19 protein-coding genes are annotated in these 16,791 nt (G+C 70.0%); 12 read left to right on the forward strand and 7 right to left on the reverse strand.

The genetic code is table 11. From position 1 onward, the window contains the following. Nucleotides 1–12: 12 nt before the first annotated feature. Genes ACN6O8_RS17805 through ACN6O8_RS17825 form a run of 5 tightly spaced genes read left to right on the forward strand, consistent with a single transcriptional unit; the run spans nt 13 to nt 4,564 of the window. Nucleotides 13–1,257 carry a dienelactone hydrolase family protein gene (locus ACN6O8_RS17805; RefSeq protein WP_427992337.1) on the forward strand — a complete coding sequence of 415 codons (1,245 nt, stop codon included), beginning with the start codon at nt 13–15 and terminating at the stop codon, nt 1,255–1,257. A 9-nt stretch (nt 1,258–1,266) separates the two neighbouring features. Next, a complete protein-coding gene (locus ACN6O8_RS17810) occupies nt 1,267–2,610 on the forward strand; it encodes an aromatic ring-hydroxylating dioxygenase subunit alpha (RefSeq protein WP_427992338.1) in 1,344 nt (447 codons plus the stop codon). Then, a complete protein-coding gene (locus tag ACN6O8_RS17815) occupies nt 2,601–3,134 on the forward strand; it encodes an aromatic-ring-hydroxylating dioxygenase subunit beta (RefSeq protein WP_238928021.1) in 534 nt (177 codons plus the stop codon). Before ACN6O8_RS17810 ends, ACN6O8_RS17815 begins: the two co-directional genes overlap by 10 nt. Next, nucleotides 3,131–3,742 (forward strand): cysteine hydrolase family protein, encoded by a 612-nt coding sequence (locus tag ACN6O8_RS17820; protein ID WP_427992339.1) that lies wholly within the window; start codon nt 3,131–3,133, stop codon nt 3,740–3,742. The genes ACN6O8_RS17815 and ACN6O8_RS17820 overlap by 4 nt, the downstream gene beginning before the upstream one ends. Nucleotides 3,743–3,757: 15 nt before the next feature. Continuing rightward, entirely contained in the window at nt 3,758–4,564 is an 807-nt protein-coding gene (locus ACN6O8_RS17825) for an SDR family oxidoreductase (protein ID WP_427992340.1), read from the forward strand. An 84-nt stretch (nt 4,565–4,648) separates the two neighbouring features. On the opposite strand, the gene ACN6O8_RS17830 is transcribed toward ACN6O8_RS17825, so the two are convergent. Then, complete coding sequence (locus ACN6O8_RS17830; protein WP_427992341.1) at nt 4,649–6,364, reverse strand: FapA family protein; 1,716 nt, start codon at nt 6,362–6,364, stop codon at nt 4,649–4,651. 307 nt (nt 6,365–6,671) lie between these two features. Here ACN6O8_RS17830 and ACN6O8_RS17835 point away from each other — a divergent pair, with 307 nt between their 5' ends. Next, complete coding sequence (locus ACN6O8_RS17835; RefSeq protein ID WP_427992342.1) at nt 6,672–7,412, forward strand: lytic transglycosylase domain-containing protein; 741 nt, start codon at nt 6,672–6,674, stop codon at nt 7,410–7,412. Here the strand turns inward: ACN6O8_RS17835 and hemL are convergent. Genes hemL through ACN6O8_RS17850 form a run of 3 tightly spaced genes read right to left on the reverse strand, consistent with a single transcriptional unit; the run spans nt 7,409 to nt 10,163 of the window. After that, on the reverse strand, nt 7,409–8,686 hold the full coding sequence (hemL, locus tag ACN6O8_RS17840) for a glutamate-1-semialdehyde 2,1-aminomutase (RefSeq protein ID WP_427992343.1): 1,278 nt from the start codon (nt 8,684–8,686) through the stop codon (nt 7,409–7,411). The genes ACN6O8_RS17835 and hemL overlap by 4 nt on opposite strands. Before the next feature lie 5 nt (nt 8,687–8,691). Next, nucleotides 8,692–9,357, reverse strand: a complete 666-nt coding sequence (gene thiE, locus ACN6O8_RS17845) for a thiamine phosphate synthase (protein ID WP_427992344.1) — start codon at nt 9,355–9,357, stop codon at nt 8,692–8,694. Next, complete coding sequence (locus ACN6O8_RS17850; protein ID WP_427992345.1) at nt 9,354–10,163, reverse strand: bifunctional hydroxymethylpyrimidine kinase/phosphomethylpyrimidine kinase; 810 nt, start codon at nt 10,161–10,163, stop codon at nt 9,354–9,356. The genes thiE and ACN6O8_RS17850 overlap by 4 nt, the downstream gene beginning before the upstream one ends. A 156-nt stretch (nt 10,164–10,319) precedes the next feature. On the opposite strand from ACN6O8_RS17850, the gene ACN6O8_RS17855 reads away from it, so the two are divergent. The 6 genes from ACN6O8_RS17855 (at nt 10,320) to ACN6O8_RS17880 (ending at nt 14,626) form a co-directional block, all read left to right on the forward strand. Beyond that, nucleotides 10,320–10,484 carry a rubredoxin gene (locus ACN6O8_RS17855; RefSeq protein WP_003814980.1) on the forward strand — a complete coding sequence of 55 codons (165 nt, stop codon included), beginning with the start codon at nt 10,320–10,322 and terminating at the stop codon, nt 10,482–10,484. 129 nt (nt 10,485–10,613) lie between these two features. Continuing rightward, nucleotides 10,614–11,204: a YqgE/AlgH family protein gene (locus tag ACN6O8_RS17860; RefSeq protein ID WP_427992346.1), complete on the forward strand. Its 591-nt coding sequence runs from the start codon at nt 10,614–10,616 to the stop codon at nt 11,202–11,204. Beyond that, nucleotides 11,197–11,598 (forward strand): Holliday junction resolvase RuvX, encoded by a 402-nt coding sequence (gene ruvX, locus ACN6O8_RS17865; RefSeq protein WP_427992347.1) that lies wholly within the window; start codon nt 11,197–11,199, stop codon nt 11,596–11,598. The genes ACN6O8_RS17860 and ruvX overlap by 8 nt, the downstream gene beginning before the upstream one ends. An 18-nt stretch (nt 11,599–11,616) precedes the next feature. Next, entirely contained in the window at nt 11,617–12,588 is a 972-nt protein-coding gene (locus ACN6O8_RS17870) for an aspartate carbamoyltransferase (RefSeq protein ID WP_427992348.1), read from the forward strand. Continuing rightward, entirely contained in the window at nt 12,585–13,889 is a 1,305-nt protein-coding gene (locus ACN6O8_RS17875; protein ID WP_427992349.1) for a dihydroorotase, read from the forward strand. Before ACN6O8_RS17870 ends, ACN6O8_RS17875 begins: the two co-directional genes overlap by 4 nt. Then, nucleotides 13,886–14,626, forward strand: a complete 741-nt coding sequence (locus ACN6O8_RS17880; protein ID WP_427992350.1) for a lysophospholipid acyltransferase family protein — start codon at nt 13,886–13,888, stop codon at nt 14,624–14,626. The genes ACN6O8_RS17875 and ACN6O8_RS17880 overlap by 4 nt, the downstream gene beginning before the upstream one ends. Before the next feature lie 13 nt (nt 14,627–14,639). Here ACN6O8_RS17880 and ACN6O8_RS17885 read toward each other — a convergent pair whose 3' ends face one another. Genes ACN6O8_RS17885 through ACN6O8_RS17895 form a run of 3 tightly spaced genes read right to left on the reverse strand, consistent with a single transcriptional unit; the run spans nt 14,640 to nt 16,780 of the window. Beyond that, the gene (locus ACN6O8_RS17885; protein WP_427992351.1) at nt 14,640–15,365 is read right to left on the reverse strand and encodes an amino acid ABC transporter ATP-binding protein; all 726 of its coding nucleotides are present in this window, start codon (nt 15,363–15,365) and stop codon (nt 14,640–14,642) included. After that, nucleotides 15,362–16,078 carry an amino acid ABC transporter permease gene (locus ACN6O8_RS17890; RefSeq protein WP_427992352.1) on the reverse strand — a complete coding sequence of 239 codons (717 nt, stop codon included), beginning with the start codon at nt 16,076–16,078 and terminating at the stop codon, nt 15,362–15,364. Before ACN6O8_RS17890 ends, ACN6O8_RS17885 begins: the two co-directional genes overlap by 4 nt. Then, nucleotides 16,079–16,780, reverse strand: coding sequence for an amino acid ABC transporter permease (locus tag ACN6O8_RS17895; protein ID WP_427992353.1), 702 nt, complete (start codon nt 16,778–16,780; stop codon nt 16,079–16,081). Between the last annotated feature and the right edge of the window lie 11 nt (nt 16,781–16,791).

Here is a 16,791-nt window from a genome sequence, read left to right on the forward strand (position 1 = left end):
AAGGAGAGACGCATGACCGCAACCATCACGACGCGCGAGGTGACCATCGCCTCGCACGACGGCAAGTCCTTCGGCGCCTACCTGGCCGTGCCCGCCTCGGGTCACGGGCCGGGTCTGGTGTTGTGCCAGGAGATCTTCGGCATCAACGACTTCATGCGGCGCACCGCGCAGTCGCTGGCCGAGGAAGGCTACGTAGTGCTGGCGCCGGACCTGTTCTGGCGCCAGCAGCCCGGCATCCAGCTCACCGACGGCCCGGCCGACATGCCGCGCGCCTTCGAGCTGTACCAGCGTTTCGATGTCGATCTGGGCGTCAAGGACGTCGCCTCGACCCTGGCCGCGCTGCGCGCGCTGCCCGAGCAGCAGGGCGGCGCCGGGGTGCTGGGCTATTGCCTGGGCGGCAAGCTGGCCTACCTGGCCGCCTGCCGCACCGATGCCGACGTGGCCATCGGCTACTACGGCGTCGGCATCGAGGACAGCCTGGACGAAGCCGCCAATCTGCGCGGCCGGCTGGTGCTGCACATCGCCGAGCAGGACGGCTTCTGTCCGCCGCCGGCGCGCCAGCGCATCCTGGAGGCGCTGGGCGGCAAGGCCAACGTCGAGCTGTATGTGTACCCCGGCATGGACCACGCCTTTGCCCGCACCGGCGGCGCGCACTACGACAAGCCGTCGGCGCTGATGGCGCACCAGCGCAGCATGGCCGCGCTGCAACGCGTGATCGGCCCGCAGTTCGACTATTCGGCCCTGTGGGACAAGCACTGCGAATACGAATTCGGCACTCGCGATGTGGCCGCGACCATGGCCACGATGGTGGCCGAGCCCTACGTCAACCACATCCCCACCATGACGGGCGGGGTCGGCTACCGCGAGCTGTCGCGCTTCTACCAGCACCACTTCGTCAACAGCAACCCGCCCGACACCAAACTGGTGCCGCTGTCGCGCACCGTGGGCGCGACCCAGATCGTCGACGAGCTGCTGTTCTGCTTCACCCACACCACCGAGATCGACTGGCTGCTGCCCGGCGTCGCGCCTACCGGCAAATACGTCGAGATCCCGCTGGTGGCCATCGTCAAGTTCCGCGGCGACAAGCTCTGCCACGAACACATCTATTGGGACCAGGCCAGCGTGCTGGTGCAGATCGGCGTGCTCGACCCCAAGGGCCTGCCGGTGGCCGGGCGCGAGACCGCGCGCAAGCTGCTGGACGAGACCCTGCCTTCCAACACCTTGATGGCGCGCTGGAAAGACAGCGAGAACAAGTAGGAGACCGCCATGCCGTATAGCGAGCAACAACTGGGCGAGATGGTGCGCGGCGACAGCGTGCACCGCGCCCTGTACACCGACCCGGAGATCTTCGAGCTGGAGATGCAGCGCATCTACGGCCGCGCCTGGGTCTATGTGGGCCACGAGAGCCAGGTGCCCAAAACGGGCGACTACCACACCACCCGCCTGGGCGACCAGGACGTGCTGATGGTGCGCGCCAGCGACGGCCGCGTGCACGTGCTGTACAACCGCTGCCCGCACAAGGGCGCCAAGGTGGTGGCGGACGGCGACGGCTGCGTCGGCAAGTTCTTCCGCTGCCCGTACCACGCCTGGACCTTCAAGCTGGACGGCAGCCACCTCGGCGTGCCGCTCAAGCAGGGATTGGAGGGCACCTCGTACGATCCGACCGATCCGACCTTCTCGATGCGCCGCCTGCCGCGCGTGGAAAGCTACCGTGGCTTCGTCTTCGCCAGCCAGGCGCGCGAGGGCCAGGGGCTGGAGGAATTCCTGGGCGGCGTGCGCTCGTCGATCGACAACCTGTGCGACCGCTCGCCGGTGGGCGAAGTGGAAGTGGCCGGCGGCATCTTCCGCGTGATGCAGCGCTCCAACTGGAAGGTTTTCTACGAGAACCTGCACGACACCATGCACGCCCGCGTGACGCACGAATCTTCCTTTGCCGCCGCCCGCGACGAGGCCAAGGAGATCGGCGAGATGCCGTTCGAGCTGCACATCATGGACGGCAACGGCGAGCCCTACGAGTTCTGGGAAAAGCTGGAGCTGCGCGCCTACGACAACGGCCACGGCTACATGGAAGGCATCTTCAACCCGGGCGCGGCCGAACGCGACCCGGTGTCGCGCGCCCACTTCGAGGCGCTGACCGCGGCCTACGGCGCCGAGCGCGCCCGCGAGATCCTGGGCATGAACCGCCACAACACCGTCATCTACGGCAGCGGCTCGCCGCACACCGTGTTCCAGCAGTTCCGCGTGATCCGCCCGATCGCCGTCGACCGCACCCTGATCGAGATCCAGACGTTCCGCTGCAAGGGCGCGCCGGACGGCGTGTTCAAGCGCGCCATGCTGTACGCCAACGTGATCAATTCGCCGTCGTCCAACGTCATGCCGGACGACATCGAGCTCTACAACCGCTGCCAGGAAGGCAACGCCACCCGCGGCGGCGAATGGGTCAGCATGCACCGCTATCACGGCACCGACCGCAGCGATGCCGACGGCATGGTGTCGGTCAACGGCACCAGCGAGCTGCCGATGCGCAACCAGTTCCGCGCCTGGAAGAACTACATGGCGGCCGGTCCCGTGGCGCCCGCCCACGGCCAAGGAGAAGGCGCATGCTGCTAGACCTGGAATTCGACGTATCCACCGCCAACCTGGCGCCGGCCGACGTGCCGGCCGAGGCCTATCACCGCATCGCCCAGTTCCTGTACCGCGAGGCGCGGCTGCTGGACGAGCGCCGCTACGACGACTGGCAGTCGCTGTGGACCGACGACGGCATGTACTGGATGCCGCGCGAGCCGGGCCAGGCCAGCCCCTACGACCATATCTCGCTGTTCTGGGAAGACCGCATGCTGCGCGACGTGCGCATCCGCCGGCTGCAGCATCCGCGCAACTGGTCGCAGCAGCCGCCCACGCGCAGCGCGCGGCTGGTGGGCGCGGTGCAGGTCGAGGGCGTCGATGCCGGCGGCAACCTGGTGGTGCACTCGGCGTTTCAGATGACCGAGTGGCGCAAGCGCCAGCCGCGCCAATTGGCCGGCCGCTACACCCACAAGCTGGCGGCCGACGGCGACAGTTGGCGCATCCGCATGAAGCGCGTCGACCTGGTGAATTGCGACGACGCCCACGACGTGTTCGAGGTGTTCGTGTGAGCACGCCCGACGCCGCCGTGCTGGCGCTGCACTACCAGAACGATGTGCTGCACCCCGAGGGCAAGATCCGCGTCGGGCTGGACGCCGACGGCGCGGAGCGCCAGCGCTTGCTGCGCGGCGCCGCCGACCTGCTCGATGGGGCCCGCAGCCACGGCCTGCCGATCGTGCACGTGCGCATCGCCTTCCGCCCCGACTACGCCGACCTGCTGCCCAACTGCGACATCTTCCGCAACGTCGCCCGCATCGGCGCGGTGGCCGAAGGGCAGTGGGGCAGCGCGTTCTACGAAGGCTTGCAGCCGCGGGCGGAAAGCACGCGCGAATTCGTGGTCAAGCACACCCGCATCAGCGCCTTCTACGGCACGCCGCTGGAAGAGACGCTGCGGCTGCTGGGCGCGCGCCGCCTGGTGGTGGCGGGCGTCGCCACCCACTCGGTGGTCGAAGGCACCGTGCGCCACGCGGCGGATATCGGTTTCAATGTCATGGTGGCCGAAGACGCCTGCGCTTCGGCCGATCCGGCGGTGCATGACGCGTCGCTGGCCAGCATGCGCCTGATCGCGCAGACCGGCTCGGTGGCGCAGGCAGTACGCTGGGCGGCCACGCCCCACTGATCGAAAGGAACTCCCATGGATTTTTCCGGCTTTCCCGGCCTGGCCGGCAAGACCGCCATCGTCACCGGCAGCACCCAGGGGCTGGGCGCGGACATTGCGCGCGGGCTGGCGGCGGCCGGCGCCAACGTGGTGCTGGTGGGGCGCAACGCCCAGGCCGGCCAGGCGCTGGCCGACGCCATCGGCGAGCGCGCGCTGTTCCACGAGACCGACATCGGCCACGACGACCAGATCCGGCAATGCCTGGACGCCGCGCTGGCGCGCTTCGGCCGGGTCGACATCCTGGTGAACAACGCCTGCCAGTACAACGACCGCGGCCTGGCGTCCAGCCGCGAGGAATGGCACGCCACGCTCGACACCAACCTGGTGTCGGCCGCCATCTTCACGCAACTGGCGGCGCCGTTGCTGCCGCGCGGCGGCGTGGTGGTGAACCTGGGCAGCACCGGCGGCAAGTTCGGCGCGGCCGGGCGCGCCCTGTATCCCGCCTCCAAGGCGGCCTTGCTGCAGATCACCAAGAACTTCGCGGTGGAACTGGCGCCGGCCGGCATCCGCGTGCTGGCGGTGTCGCCGGCCTGGACCTGGTCGCCCTCGGTCGAGCAACTGGCCGGCGGCTCGCGCGAAGCCGCCGACGCGGTGGGCGCGCACTTTCATCCGCTGGGCCGGGTCGGGTCGGGCGAGGAGATCGCGGCGGCCGTGTGTTTCGCCTGCTCGGACGCGGCCTCGTGGATGACGGGCGTGGATATTCCGGTGGACGGCGGCTTTTCGATCCTGGGGCCGGATCGCGGGATTTCCCCGCGCGCCTGGTTCAAGCAGTTGGCGCCCTGACGGCCCTGGCCGGCCGGGGTGAGGGCGCGGCGGCACCCCGCGCGCCCGGAGGCTGGGGGCAGGCCGCCGCGCGCCCGGCGCGTGTCAGCGGATGACGATCTCGCCTTCTTCCAGGCCGGCCTTGCCGCCGACCTGATCCTCCATGAATTCCTGCATGCGGTTGCCCACCTGGATCCGGGTGCCGCCACAGAAGCGCCGCGCGGCGATGATGGTGGCGGTATGCAGCGGCTGCAGGTCGCGGATCAGCTGGGCCTCTTCCTCGTCCAGCTCGATCAGGTCGCGGCCCAGCTTGGTGTGGGTATTGCGGGCGCGTTCGACCACGTCGCCAGCGGCGCGCCCCGGGTTGGCCTGCAGGAACAGCAGCAACTGCTCCAGCTTGGCCTTTTCCTCGTTCATTTTCAGGCGCTTGCGCGTCAGCGCCGAGCGCTTGATGTCGGCGTGCGGATCCAGTCCGGCCTGCACCAGCGTGGGCACGCCCGCCGGCGACCCGATGGTGCCCGCGCGCACCGATTGCAGCGCGCGGGTCTGACCGCCGGTGATGGCGGTCTGCTGGGCGTTGGGCGGGCCGACATTGACACTGCCGCCGGCCGCGATGCTGCTCTGGCGGATCTCGCGCTCGACCTCGACGTTCTGGCCGGCGCTGATGATGGCGTTGGTGATGAAGCGGGCACGCACTTCACCGCCACAGACGATGTGGGCGGTGCGCGCGGCCGCGTTGGCGCCGCCGCTGGTGTCCGACATGGCCTCGGCCATGCCGATGATGCCGCCCTTGACCGTGACGTTGCCGCCGGCCTCGACCAGCGCGGCTTCCATGGTGCCGTTGACGACCACGTCGCCCGTCACCCGCACTTCCATGGTGGCGCTGATGTCGCCGCGCACCTGCAGCGAACCCTGGAAATTGATGTTGCCCGTGGACAGGTCGACCGCGTCCACCTCGACCACCGGATTGACTTGCGCGCCCTGGTGGATCAGCTTGGGCGAACCGGCGATGGCGGCACGCAGCAGATTCGGGTCCTCCGCGTCGATCTCGACACCGGACATCTCGGCATTGAACGGCGTATCCGGCAGTTCTTCCGGCAGCACCGGCTGGCCCAGCACGTTGCAGCCGTCGATGCCCGGCAGCGGCGGGATGCGGCGCATCAGCGGCATGCCCGGCGTGACCAGCAGCAGGCTGCCCAGGTCGCGGTAGTCGATCTGCGCCAGTTCGTCGATTTCCTGGGCGCGCGGTTTCAGCCGGTCCAGCAGGCTTTCGAAGCGGGTAGGGGTGCCGCGCGTGGGCGGCGTGCCCTGCGCGATCAGCACGGTCTGCGCGCCGCCGCGCTCGACGGCCTCGGCCAGTTCCTTTTCCAGCACGCCATGGACGATGCCCTGGTCGGCGATGGCCTGGCGCAGCGCGGCCAGGGTCACCGGCTTGCCCCCCTTGGGCGGGTGCAGCGTGACCAGCGCCGACATGCAGGAGGCGTCCACTTCCAGGTCGAACGAACCGTCGATCAGTTTGCCCACCGGCACCTGGACGGGGGCGGTGGCCTGGCGGCACAGGTCGACGAAGGCGATGACGGCATGGTTGTCCAGCGCCTCGGTCGACCATCCCTGGGCGGTGGCCAGGGCGGCCAGCGAATCCCAGCTGGGCACGGGCGCCGCCGGCGTGGCGTCGGCTTGCGGGGCATCGATGGGGGCTTCGCCGGGGGCCGCATCCGGGGGGACGGTGTCGATTTCCGGGTGGGGTGGCGGCGTGTATATCGCCGTCAGGACGTTGGTATTGGCATCCAGCACCAGCTGGAGCGTGTTGTCTGCGCCCATCTCCGCCTCCCGCCCGACGGTCTGCGCCGGGATTTCATTCATTTAGTAATTAAGCGAAATATTGCGACATATGTTAACCCATGAACCTGGCACTACTGCGCAGTAGCAGGGGGCTGGCGGGAACAAAAAGAGGTAGGTCTGACCCTTATTTCAGGCCAACGGCGTCGGGTGGGTCACGGGCCTGGGGCGCGGGCCGCCCGACACGGTGACGCGTCCTAGGCCATCGGCAGGAGCGACAAAGCGCGCGGGCCGGCTCAGCATAGGCGTTCGATTCCGCGTCCCAGGACGCCGCCGGAGCGTCGATGCCATGTCCCCACCCCCTTTCTTCCCATCACCCGCGCCGCGCCGCCGCGCGCGCCTGGCCGGCCTGGTGATCGCGGCCATGGTGGCCGGGGCGGCGGCGCTGGCGCCCGTGGCCGGCGCCGCCGCCGCCGAGGTCTACCGCTACCGGGACCCGTTCGGCGTGTGGCGCGCCATGAAGGTGCCCAATGGCTACGCCAAGTATTACAAGCGCGCCCAGGCCCGCGTCGCCTTGCGCGGCGACCGTATCAGGGTGTGCCTGGAATGCGAGCCGCGCGCCGGAGACGGCGCCAGCCTGCTGAAGCTGGGCGACCGCGCCGCGCGCTGGGGGCCCGCGCCACCACCCACCGCCCATGACGCGCTGATCGCGCAGGCGGCCAGGGAGTCGGGCGTGGATCAGGCGCTGTTGACCGCGGTCATCGCCATCGAATCGGGATTTCGCAGCGACGCGCGCTCACCCAAGGGCGCCCTGGGCCTGATGCAACTGATGCCCGCCACCGCGGCCACCCTGCTGGTCTCGGACGATATCGAGCGGGCGCTGGTGGATCCGGCCACCAACGTCAAGGCGGGGTCGAGCCTGTTGCGCCGTCTGATCGATCAGTACCCGGGCCGGCTGGACCTGGCGCTGGCCGCCTACAACGCCGGCGAGGGCGCGGTGCGCAAATATGACGCCGTGCCGCCCTACGCCGAAACCCAGCAGTACGTGCGCGATGTCACGGCGCTGTACCGCCACTACAAGACCCCTTAGATCGCCGCGAAAACCTTCTCGGCGATATCCAGCGTGGCCTGGATGACGGCGTCGTCGTGGGTGGCCGAGACGAAACCGGCCTCGAACGCCGAGGGCGCGAAATGCACGCCGTGATCCAGCATGGCGTGGAAGAAGCGGTTGAAGCGCGCCGTGTCGCAGGCCGAGACCTCGGCGAACGTGGCCGGCACCTTGTCGCTGAAGTAGATGCCGAACATGCCGCCCACCGAGTCGGCCGAGAACGCCAGGCCGGCGGCGCGCGCGCGTTGCTGCAGGCCCTGGGCCAGCTTGGCGGTCTGGGCCGCCAGCTTGTCGTAGAAACCGGGCGCGGCGATCAGGCGCAGCGTGGCCAGGCCGGCGGCCACGGCCACCGGATTGCCCGACAGCGTGCCGGCCTGATAGACGCCGCCCAGCGGCGCGATGTGCTTCATGATCTCGGCGCTGCCGCCGAAGGCACCCACCGGCATGCCGCCGCCGATCACCTTGGCCAGCGTGGTCAGGTCGGGCTTGACCCCCGACAGACCCTGCACGCCCTGCGGGCCGACGCGGAAACCGGTCATGACTTCGTCGAAGATCAGCAGCGCGCCGTGCTGCGTGCAGACCTCGCGCAGCCCTTCCAGGAAGCCGGCGGCCGGCTTGATCAGGTTCATGTTGCCGGCGATCGGCTCGACGATGATGCAGGCGATGTCCGCGCCGTGCTGGGCAAAGGCCGCGCGCACCGCGTCCAGGTTGTTGTATTCCAGGGTCAGCGTGTGCGAGACGAATTCCGGCGGCACGCCGGCCGAGCTGGGGTTGCCGAAGGTCAGCAGGCCCGAGCCGGCCTTGACCAGCAGGCTGTCGGAGTGGCCGTGGTAGCAGCCCTCGAACTTGACGATCTTGTTGCGGCCGGTGGCGCCGCGCGCCAGGCGGATGGCCGTCATGGTGGCCTCGGTGCCGGAGCTGACCAGGCGCACCTGTTCCAGCGACGGCAGGCGCGCGATCAGCACTTCGGCCAGCTCGATCTCGGCCTCGGTGGGAGCGCCGAACGACAGGCCGTTGACGGCCGCCTCCTGCACCGCGCGCACCACCTCCGGATGCGAGTGGCCCAGGATGGCCGGCCCCCACGAGCCGACGTAGTCGATGTACTGCTTGTCCTCGGCGTCCCATACGTACGGGCCCTGCGCGCGCTTGATGAAGCGCGGCGTGCCGCCCACGGAGCGGAAAGCGCGCACGGGCGAGTTGACGCCGCCGGGGATGCTGCGGCAGGCGCGTTCGAAAAGCTGGGCGTTACGGGACATGGCGGTCAGGGCTTCTGGTTGCGGTTGATGGAGTAGGGCGCGGCGCAGGCCGCGGCGGCGGCGCGGATGGCGGGCGCCTCGAACAGGCCGGTGATGACGGCGACCGAATCGGCGCCGGCCGCGGCCACCAGCGCGGCGTTGTCGGGCGTGATGCCGCCAATGGCGACCACGGCCGGACGCGGCGCGTCGCGGGCCTCGACCAGGGCGCGGGCCTCGGTCAGCACCGACAGCGGCGCGCGCACCGTATCCGGCTTGACGCGCGAGGGGAACATGGCGCCGAAGGCGATGTAGTCGGCGCCGGCGTCCAGCAGCTCGCGGGCGCGCGCCAGGTCGTCGTAGCTGGAACCGCCCAGGATCAGGTCGGGGCCGGCTTCGGCGCGGATGCGCGCCAGGCTGTCGTCGTCGCGGCCGACGTGGGCGCCGTCGGCGCCGACCTCGAGCGCCAGGCGCCAGTCGTCATTGATCAGGAACACCACGCCCAGTTCGCGGCACAGCGGCGCCAGGGCGCGTGCCTGCGCCGCGCGCACCGCGTCGGGCACGTCCTTGCGGCGCAGTTGCAGCGCCCGCATGCCGCCCTCGGCGGCCTGGCGCACCGCGCGCAGCAGGCGCTCGGTGTCGTCCCATTCGGGGGTGACGCCGTACAGGCCGGCGGGAAATCGCAGGGCTTTCATTGCGCTTGGATCCGGTTGGGAATGCGCCGGCCCATGCCGGGCAGGAAACTGGCGGCCACCGCCGCGTCGGCGTGGGCCAGCCCCTGGCGCACGGCCTCGGGCATGTCCAGTCCGCGCGCCAGCAGGGCGGTGATGGCGGTGGCGGCCAGCCCGCCGGCGTCGCCGTTGCGGTCCGGGGGCGCCTGCCAGGGCAGCGTGGTGGTCTGGCCGTTGGGGCCGAGCAGCATGTTGGCGTAGTGGCCGGGCCGTTGCGGGCTGCCCAGCACCAGCACCCATTCGGCGCCGGCGGCCACCAGGGCGTGCATCGGCGATGGTGCGTCCCCGATATCGATATCGCCATCGGCATGCCATTGCGCCAGCCGCAGGTGCTCGACGATCAGCAGGTCGGTCTGCGGCAGCACCAGTTCGAGGATGGCGGCCAGCAGGTCGTCGGCCTCGTCCTCGTCGGCGGCGTCGGCCGGCATCTGGGCGCGCTGGCCCAGGTGCAGCACCAGCGGCACCTGGCTGTAATCGGCGGCTACTTGCGCGGCGACGCTTGCCGTTTCGGCGGTGTATAGTCCGCCCACCTTGATCGCCTGCACCGACATGTCTTCGAGCAGGCAGCGGGCCTGGTCGTCCAGCAGGTCGGGCGACACGGGGTGGATTTCTTCGATGCCGGCGGTATCCTGCACGGTTAGCGCCGTGACGGCCGCCAGACCATGGCAGCCCAGGCGGGCGCAAGTGACGGCATCCGCGGGCAAGCCGTCGGCGCCCGACGGATCGAGCGGGCCGAAGACCAAAACGAGAGGGGGAGTAACGGGGGCCACGTGGACAGCGCTAGAGTAAGGGTGCCCGGACTCATTTTGCGAAGAATCAGGGGAACCCCTATTGGGTTTCGGTAAGATTGTCCCCATTCTAATGGATGCCTCCCGCCTTTGCCCCGTAGCGGGGATGACGGCAGGGAATTGATGTAAGAGAGAACTATGCGTACTTGGATGTGTCTGATTTGTGGCTGGGTCTACGACGAAGAGGCGGGCCTGCCCGACGAGGGCATCGCGCCCGGCACCCGCTGGGAAGACGTGCCGCCGAACTGGGTCTGTCCTGAATGCGGTGCCCGCAAAGAGGACTTCGAATTGATGGAAATCTGACTCCGCAGCGCCGACGTATTCCGCCAAGGCTTGCAACGAGGGGGCGGCCGATGCCGCCCCGCGCTCCCGACGGGCCACGCCGGTAAGGCGGGCCCCCGGTTCTATCAGATCACCCACAGAGGGGTTGCCATGACGGAAAGACACCACGCAGAAGCCTCCATGCAGCAGGCCGCCAACTTCGCCAACCAGTTCCTGATCGCCATGCCGGGCATGGTCGAGGGCAGCCTGGCCGGCTCGGTCATCTACATCTGCGAACATTCCGAGCGGGGCGCATTGGGCCTGGTGATCAACCGGCCCACCGACCTGACGCTCGGCACCCTGTTCGAGCGCATCGACCTCGCGCTCGAAATCGGCCCGGTCAAGGACACGCTGGTGTTCTTCGGCGGCCCGGTGCAGACCGACCGCGGTTTCGTGCTGCACGCGCCGGCCGGCGATTACAGCTCCAGCATCAAACTGGGCGAGATGGCGCTGACCACCTCGCGCGATGTGCTGCAGGCCGTGGCCGACGGCAACGGCCCCGCGCGCATGCTGGTCACGCTGGGCTACGCCGGCTGGGGCGCCGGCCAGCTCGAAAGCGAGATGGGCCAGAACGCCTGGCTGTCGGTCGGCGCCGACGACCACATCATCTTCGACGTGCCGCCCGAGGAACGCTACCCCGCCGCCCTCAAGCTGCTGGGCATCGATCCGGTGATGCTGGCCGGCGACGCGGGCCATGCCTGAAGAAACCCTGCTGGCCTTCGACTTCGGCGAAAAGAAAATCGGCGTGGCCATTGGCAATACGCTGACGCGCCACGCGCGGCCGCTCGAAATCATCTTCAGCGAAGTGCGCGATGTGCGCTTCGCGCGCATCGAGGCGCTGCTGCGCGAATGGCAGCCGCATCGCGTCGTGGTCGGCCTGGCGCTCGACAGCGACGGCGGCGAACAGCCCGCCACCGCGCGCTGCCGCCGCTTCGCCAACCAGTTGCACGGCCGCTTCGGCGTCGCGGTGGAACTGGTCGACGAGCGCGGCTCCAGCATGGAGGCGCAGCGCCTGCTCGGCACCCATTCGGCCGACGACGCCATGGCCGCCGCCGTCATCCTGCAACGCTACCTGGACAAGCCTGCGGCGTCCTGACGCCGGCCCTGCCTGCCCATGCTCAATCCGCAACTCGACCGCCGTGGCGAACTGACGCATCTGCTGACGACGGAAGGGCTGCCGCGCCGCCATGTCGAGCGGCTGCTGGCGATGGCCACGGAGGCCGCCGCCGGCCAGGCGTCCGCCGCCGTCGACCTGCCCTTGTTCCTGAGCCTGCCGGCCGCGGATGCCGCGCTGCGCCAGGCGTTCGAAGCCGCCGCCGCGCACTTGGGCCTGCGGCCCGTGGCGCTGGCGGACGCGCCGGGGGCCGATGCCGGCGTGGATCGCGGCCATGGCGGGGGCGCCGCCGAGCAGGCGCAAGCCGCCCTGTCGCCCGCCGCCTTGGCGGCCGGCCTGCCCGCCGGCATCCTGGTGCTGCGGCACCCGGCCAGCGGCGCCGCGGTCTGCGCCGCCAGCGCCCGGACGCCGGGCCTGCGCATCCTCAATGCCGGCGACGGCGCGCATGCCGATCCGTTGCCGGCGTTGGCCCGGGTGCGGGCGATGCAACAGGCCGGGCGCGACCTGACCGAGCTGGCCGTGGCGCTGGTGGGCGACATCCGCCACAGCGCCGTGGCGCGCAGCCTGATTCACCTCATGACGACGCTGGGCGTGCCGGAAGTGCGCGCCGCCGCGCCGCGCCCCTTGCTGCCCGATGGCCTGCCGCAACTGGGCGTGCGCGCCTGCGCCTCGCTGCGCGAATGCCTGGCCGGCGCCGATGTCGTCATCGTGTTGCCCTTGCTTGCCGAGCGCATGAGCGGCGCGCTGTTGCCGTCGGCCCGCGAGTACGCCGCCGGCTACGGGCTGACCCCCGCCCGCCTGGCCGCGGCCAACGCCGACGCCTTGCTGCTGCCCGCGGCCCCGCTGACCCCGGGCATCGAAGTCGATGGCGAGCTGGCCACCGGTCTGGTCGACACCGACACCCGCCTGGCGCGCTTCGAACGCGATTTGCGCCTGGCCGCCTTGCGCGTGCTGGCCGGAGACGCCGTATGAGACTGCACATCGCCAATGGCCGCCTGATCGATCCGGCCCATGGCCGGGACGGCCCGCACGACCTGTTCATCGCCGACGGCCGCGTGGTGGCCATCGGCCAGGCGCCCGACGGCTTCCGGGCCGACCGGCGGATCGACGCCGCCGGCCTGGCCGTGCTGCCGGGCCTGGTGGACTTGTCGGCGCGTGTGCTGCGCCAGGATGCCGGCGCCTCGACCGAGGCGCGCCTGTCCGCCGCCGAACTGCGCGCCGCCCTGGCTGGCGGCGTGACCACGCTGGCCGTGCCGCCCGGCGCCGATGCGCCGCTGGACGAGCCGGCCAAAGTCGAGGCCCTGTTGCGCGAGGCGCCGGCCGGCCATGCCCGCGTGCTGCCCATCGGCGCGCTGACGGTCGGCCTGCGCGGCGAAACCCTGGCCGAAATGGCGCTGTTGGCCCAGGCGGGCTGCCTGGCGTTTTCGCAGGGCGAGTGCGGCCTCGCGGACACCCGGGTATTGTGGGGCGCCATGCGCTACGCCGCCGGGCAAGGCCTGGCACTGTGGTTGCGGCCGCAGGATCCGTGGCTGGCGCAGGGCGCCGTGGTCGCCGCGGGCGCCTACGCCGATCGCCTCGGCCTGGAAGGCCTGCCGCCGCAAGCCGAAGTGCTGGCCCTGCAAACGATTTTCGAACTGCAACGCGCCACCGGCGCGCGCGTGCACCTGTCGCGCCTGTCCACGGCCGGGGGGCTGCAATTGCTGCGCGCCGCGCGCCGCGAGGGGCTGGCGGTGAGCGCGGATGTCTCGGCCAACAGCCTGCACCTGACCGACGTCGACATCGGCTATTTCAATACCGATTTTCATCTGCGCCCGCCGTTGCGCGGCCAGCGCGACCGCGACGCGATCCAGGCGGCGCTGCGCGAGGGGCTGGTGCAGGCGTTGTGTTCGGATCACACGCTGGTGGACGACGCGGGCAAGTCTGCCCCGTTCCCGCACTCCCAGCCGGGCGCCACGGGCCTGGAGTTGTTGCTGTCGCTGGCGCTGAAATGGGCCCGCGACGCCCGCCTGCCGCTGCCGCAGGCGCTGGCGCCGGTGACCTCGGGGCCGGCGGCGCTGCTGCGCGGCGTGTCGCCAGCGCTGTCCGGGCTGGGCGAGCTGGGCGTCGGCGCGCCGGCGGATCTGTGCCTGGTGGACCTGGAGGCCGAATGGCTGGTGACGCCCGGCGCCTTGCAAAGCCACAGCCGTCATACGCCGTTCGCGGGTATGATGCTGCCCGGTCGTGTCCGCGCCACCCTGGTGGGGGGCCGCCCGGCCTGGGAGACCCCTGTTTGAAGCTGCTGCGCTTTGTCCTTCGCCTGATGCTGGTGGTGCCGTGGATCCTTTTCGGCCTGCTGTGCGTGGGCCTGGTGTATCCGCTATTGCGCCCGAAGTCGCGGGCCTGGCTGAACCGTACCTGGTCGCGCTGCCTGATGGCGGCCTGCGGCCTGCGGGTCGTCTTCAAGGGCACGCCGCGCATGACGGGCCCGGTGCTGCTGGTGGCGAACCACGTGTCCTGGATCGATATCTTCGTGCTGAATTCGGCGCGCGCGACCGCGTTCGTGGCCAAGAGCGAGATCCGTAGCTGGCCGCTGATCGGCTGGCTGGTGGCGGGCGCGGGCACGCTGTTCATCGAGCGCGGCCAACGCCACGCGGTGCACGCGATGGGCGAGTCGATGCAGGCGCGCTTCAAGCAAGGCGACGCGGTCGGCCTGTTCCCGGAAGGCACGACGAGCGAAGGTTTCGAGCTGCGGCCGTTCCACGCCAGCCTGTTCGAACCGGCTCGCGCGGCGGCGGTGGAAATCCAGCCCGTGGCGCTGCGTTTCCTGCAGCACGGTCAACGCAGCGGTTTCGCCGCGTTCGTCGGCGAGGAAACCTTGGTGGCCAATCTCTGGCGGGTGCTGGGGGCCACCGGGCTGGCGGTGGAAGTGGTGTTCCTGCCGGTGCTGGCGGCGAGACACGCGGACGGGACGTTGCCGACGCGGCTGGAGTTATCGCACCAGGCGCGGGATGCGATTCAGGCGGTGCTGTGAGCGGCGCCGCGGGTCAGTGCCGGATGTCGGCCAGGAACTTCCGCGCCCGCTGGGTTTCAGGCCGTCCGAAGAACGCCTGCGGCCCGGCCACTTCCACGATCCGCCCCGCGTCCATGAACCAGACGGTATCGGCCACTTCCCGCGCGAATCCCATCTCGTGCGTCACGCACACCATGGTCATGCCGTCCTTGGCCAGGCCTTTCATCACCTGCAACACCTCGCCCACCATCTCCGGATCCAGCGCGCTCGTCGGCTCGTCGAACAGCATCACCGGCGGGTTCATCGCCAGCGCCCGCGCGATCGCCACGCGCTGCTGCTGGCCGCCGGAAAGCTGGGCCGGATAGGCCTCGGCCTTGTGCGCCAGGCCGACGCGCTCCAGCAACTGCAGCGCCCGTTCGCGCGCCTCGGGACGGCGCGCGCGTTTCAGTTGCAGCGGCGCCAGCATCAGGTTCTCCAGCACCGACAGGTGCGGGAACAGGTTGAACTGCTGGAACACGAAGCCGATGTGGCTGCGCAGCGTGTCCAGGTGCACCCTGGCGCCGTAGATGTCCTGGCCGTCGACCTCGATCACGCCCTTCTGGATCGGCTCCAGCCGGTTCACCGTGCGGATCAGGGTCGACTTGCCCGACCCGGACGGGCCGCACACCACCACCACTTCGCCGCGCCGCACTTGCGCGGTCACGTCGGTCAGCGCCTGATAGTCGCCATACCACTTTTGCACTTCGGAAAATCGGATCATGTCGTTACCACCTTGGGGGCAGGCGCGCGGCCGGCGCGGCGGCGGCCGATGCGTTTCTCGGTCAGGTGCACCAGGGCGCTCAGGCCGAAATTCAGGATGAAATAGGTCAGCGCCAGCAGCGCGAACACTTCGAAGGGCTTGGTCAGCAGCACACTGTTGATCTGGTTGGCGGCGTAGGTCAGCTCCTGCACGCTGATCACATAGGCCAGCGAGGTCTCCTTCACTGTCGAGACGAACTGACTCAGCATGCTGGGCAGCATGTTGTAGAGCGCCTGTGGCAGGATCACCCGGCGCATGGTCTGCAGGTACGACAGGCCGAGCGCGCGGCCGGCCTCCTGCTGGCCGGGCGGCAGCGCCTGGATGCCGGCGCGGATGATCTCGGCCAGGTAGGCGCTTTCGTAGCACACCAGGGCCACCACCATCGTCGTGGTGCCCGCCACCGGCCGGCCGATGACGAGCGGCACGAAGAAGTAGGCCCAGAAGATGAACATCAAGAGCGGCAGGCCGCGCACCAGGTACACCATGGCCGAGGCCGGCCAGCGCAGTATGCGGTACGGGCTGATGCGGCCCAGCGCCAACAGCACGCCGCAAGGCAGGGCCAGCGCCAGGCTGACGGCGGCCAGGCCCAGCGTGGCCGCCAGGCCGCCGATCGGGCCGTGCGGATATTGGCCGATGAGCAGCAGCAGCCAGTTGTCTTTGAGGATGTCCCACATTCAATGGCCTCCCAGCGGCCGGTAGCGCCGCTGCAGCAGCGCGCCGCCGCCCATGATCAGAAACGACAGCGCCAGGTAGATCGCCGTCACCACCGCATAGGCCTCGAAGGTGCGGAACGTGTAGTTCTCGATCTCGCGGCCGGCGGCGGTCAGTTCGGCCACGCCGATGGCCATCGCCAGGCTGGTGTTCTTGACCAGCAGCAGGGTCTGGTTCAAGAGCGGCGGGATGGCAATGCGGAAAGCCTGCGGCAGCACTACGCAGCGCATGGTGCGCAGGAAACCCAGCCCCAACGCGCGCGCCGCCTCGACCTGCCCTGGCGCAATGCCACGCACCGCGCTGCGCAAGTCTTCGCAGACGTAGGCCGACATCACCAGGCCGATGGCGATGCACGACAGGATGAACTCGCTGCCATGGGCGTTGAGCCAGTCGGCCGCGGCCTGCGGCAGCAGCGCCGGCACGCCGAAATACCAGAACAGGATGTGCACCAGCATCGGCACGTTGCGGTGGAAGGCCACGTACAGCGCGATCAGCGCGTTGGCCACGGGCGAGCCCGTCAGGCGGATCACCGCCAGCAGGCTGCCCACCAGGAACGCCAGGATCCAGGCCAAACCGGCCAGCGCCAGGGTGGTGACGAGCCCCCTGAGCAGCCAGACCGGGTATTCGCCCTGGAAGATGGCGGAGAAGTCGAAAACGTAATGCATCGTCGAAGGCT

Source organism: Achromobacter sp. (assembly GCF_050285565.1).
Taxonomy (GTDB): Bacteria; Pseudomonadota; Gammaproteobacteria; order Burkholderiales; family Burkholderiaceae_B; genus Achromobacter.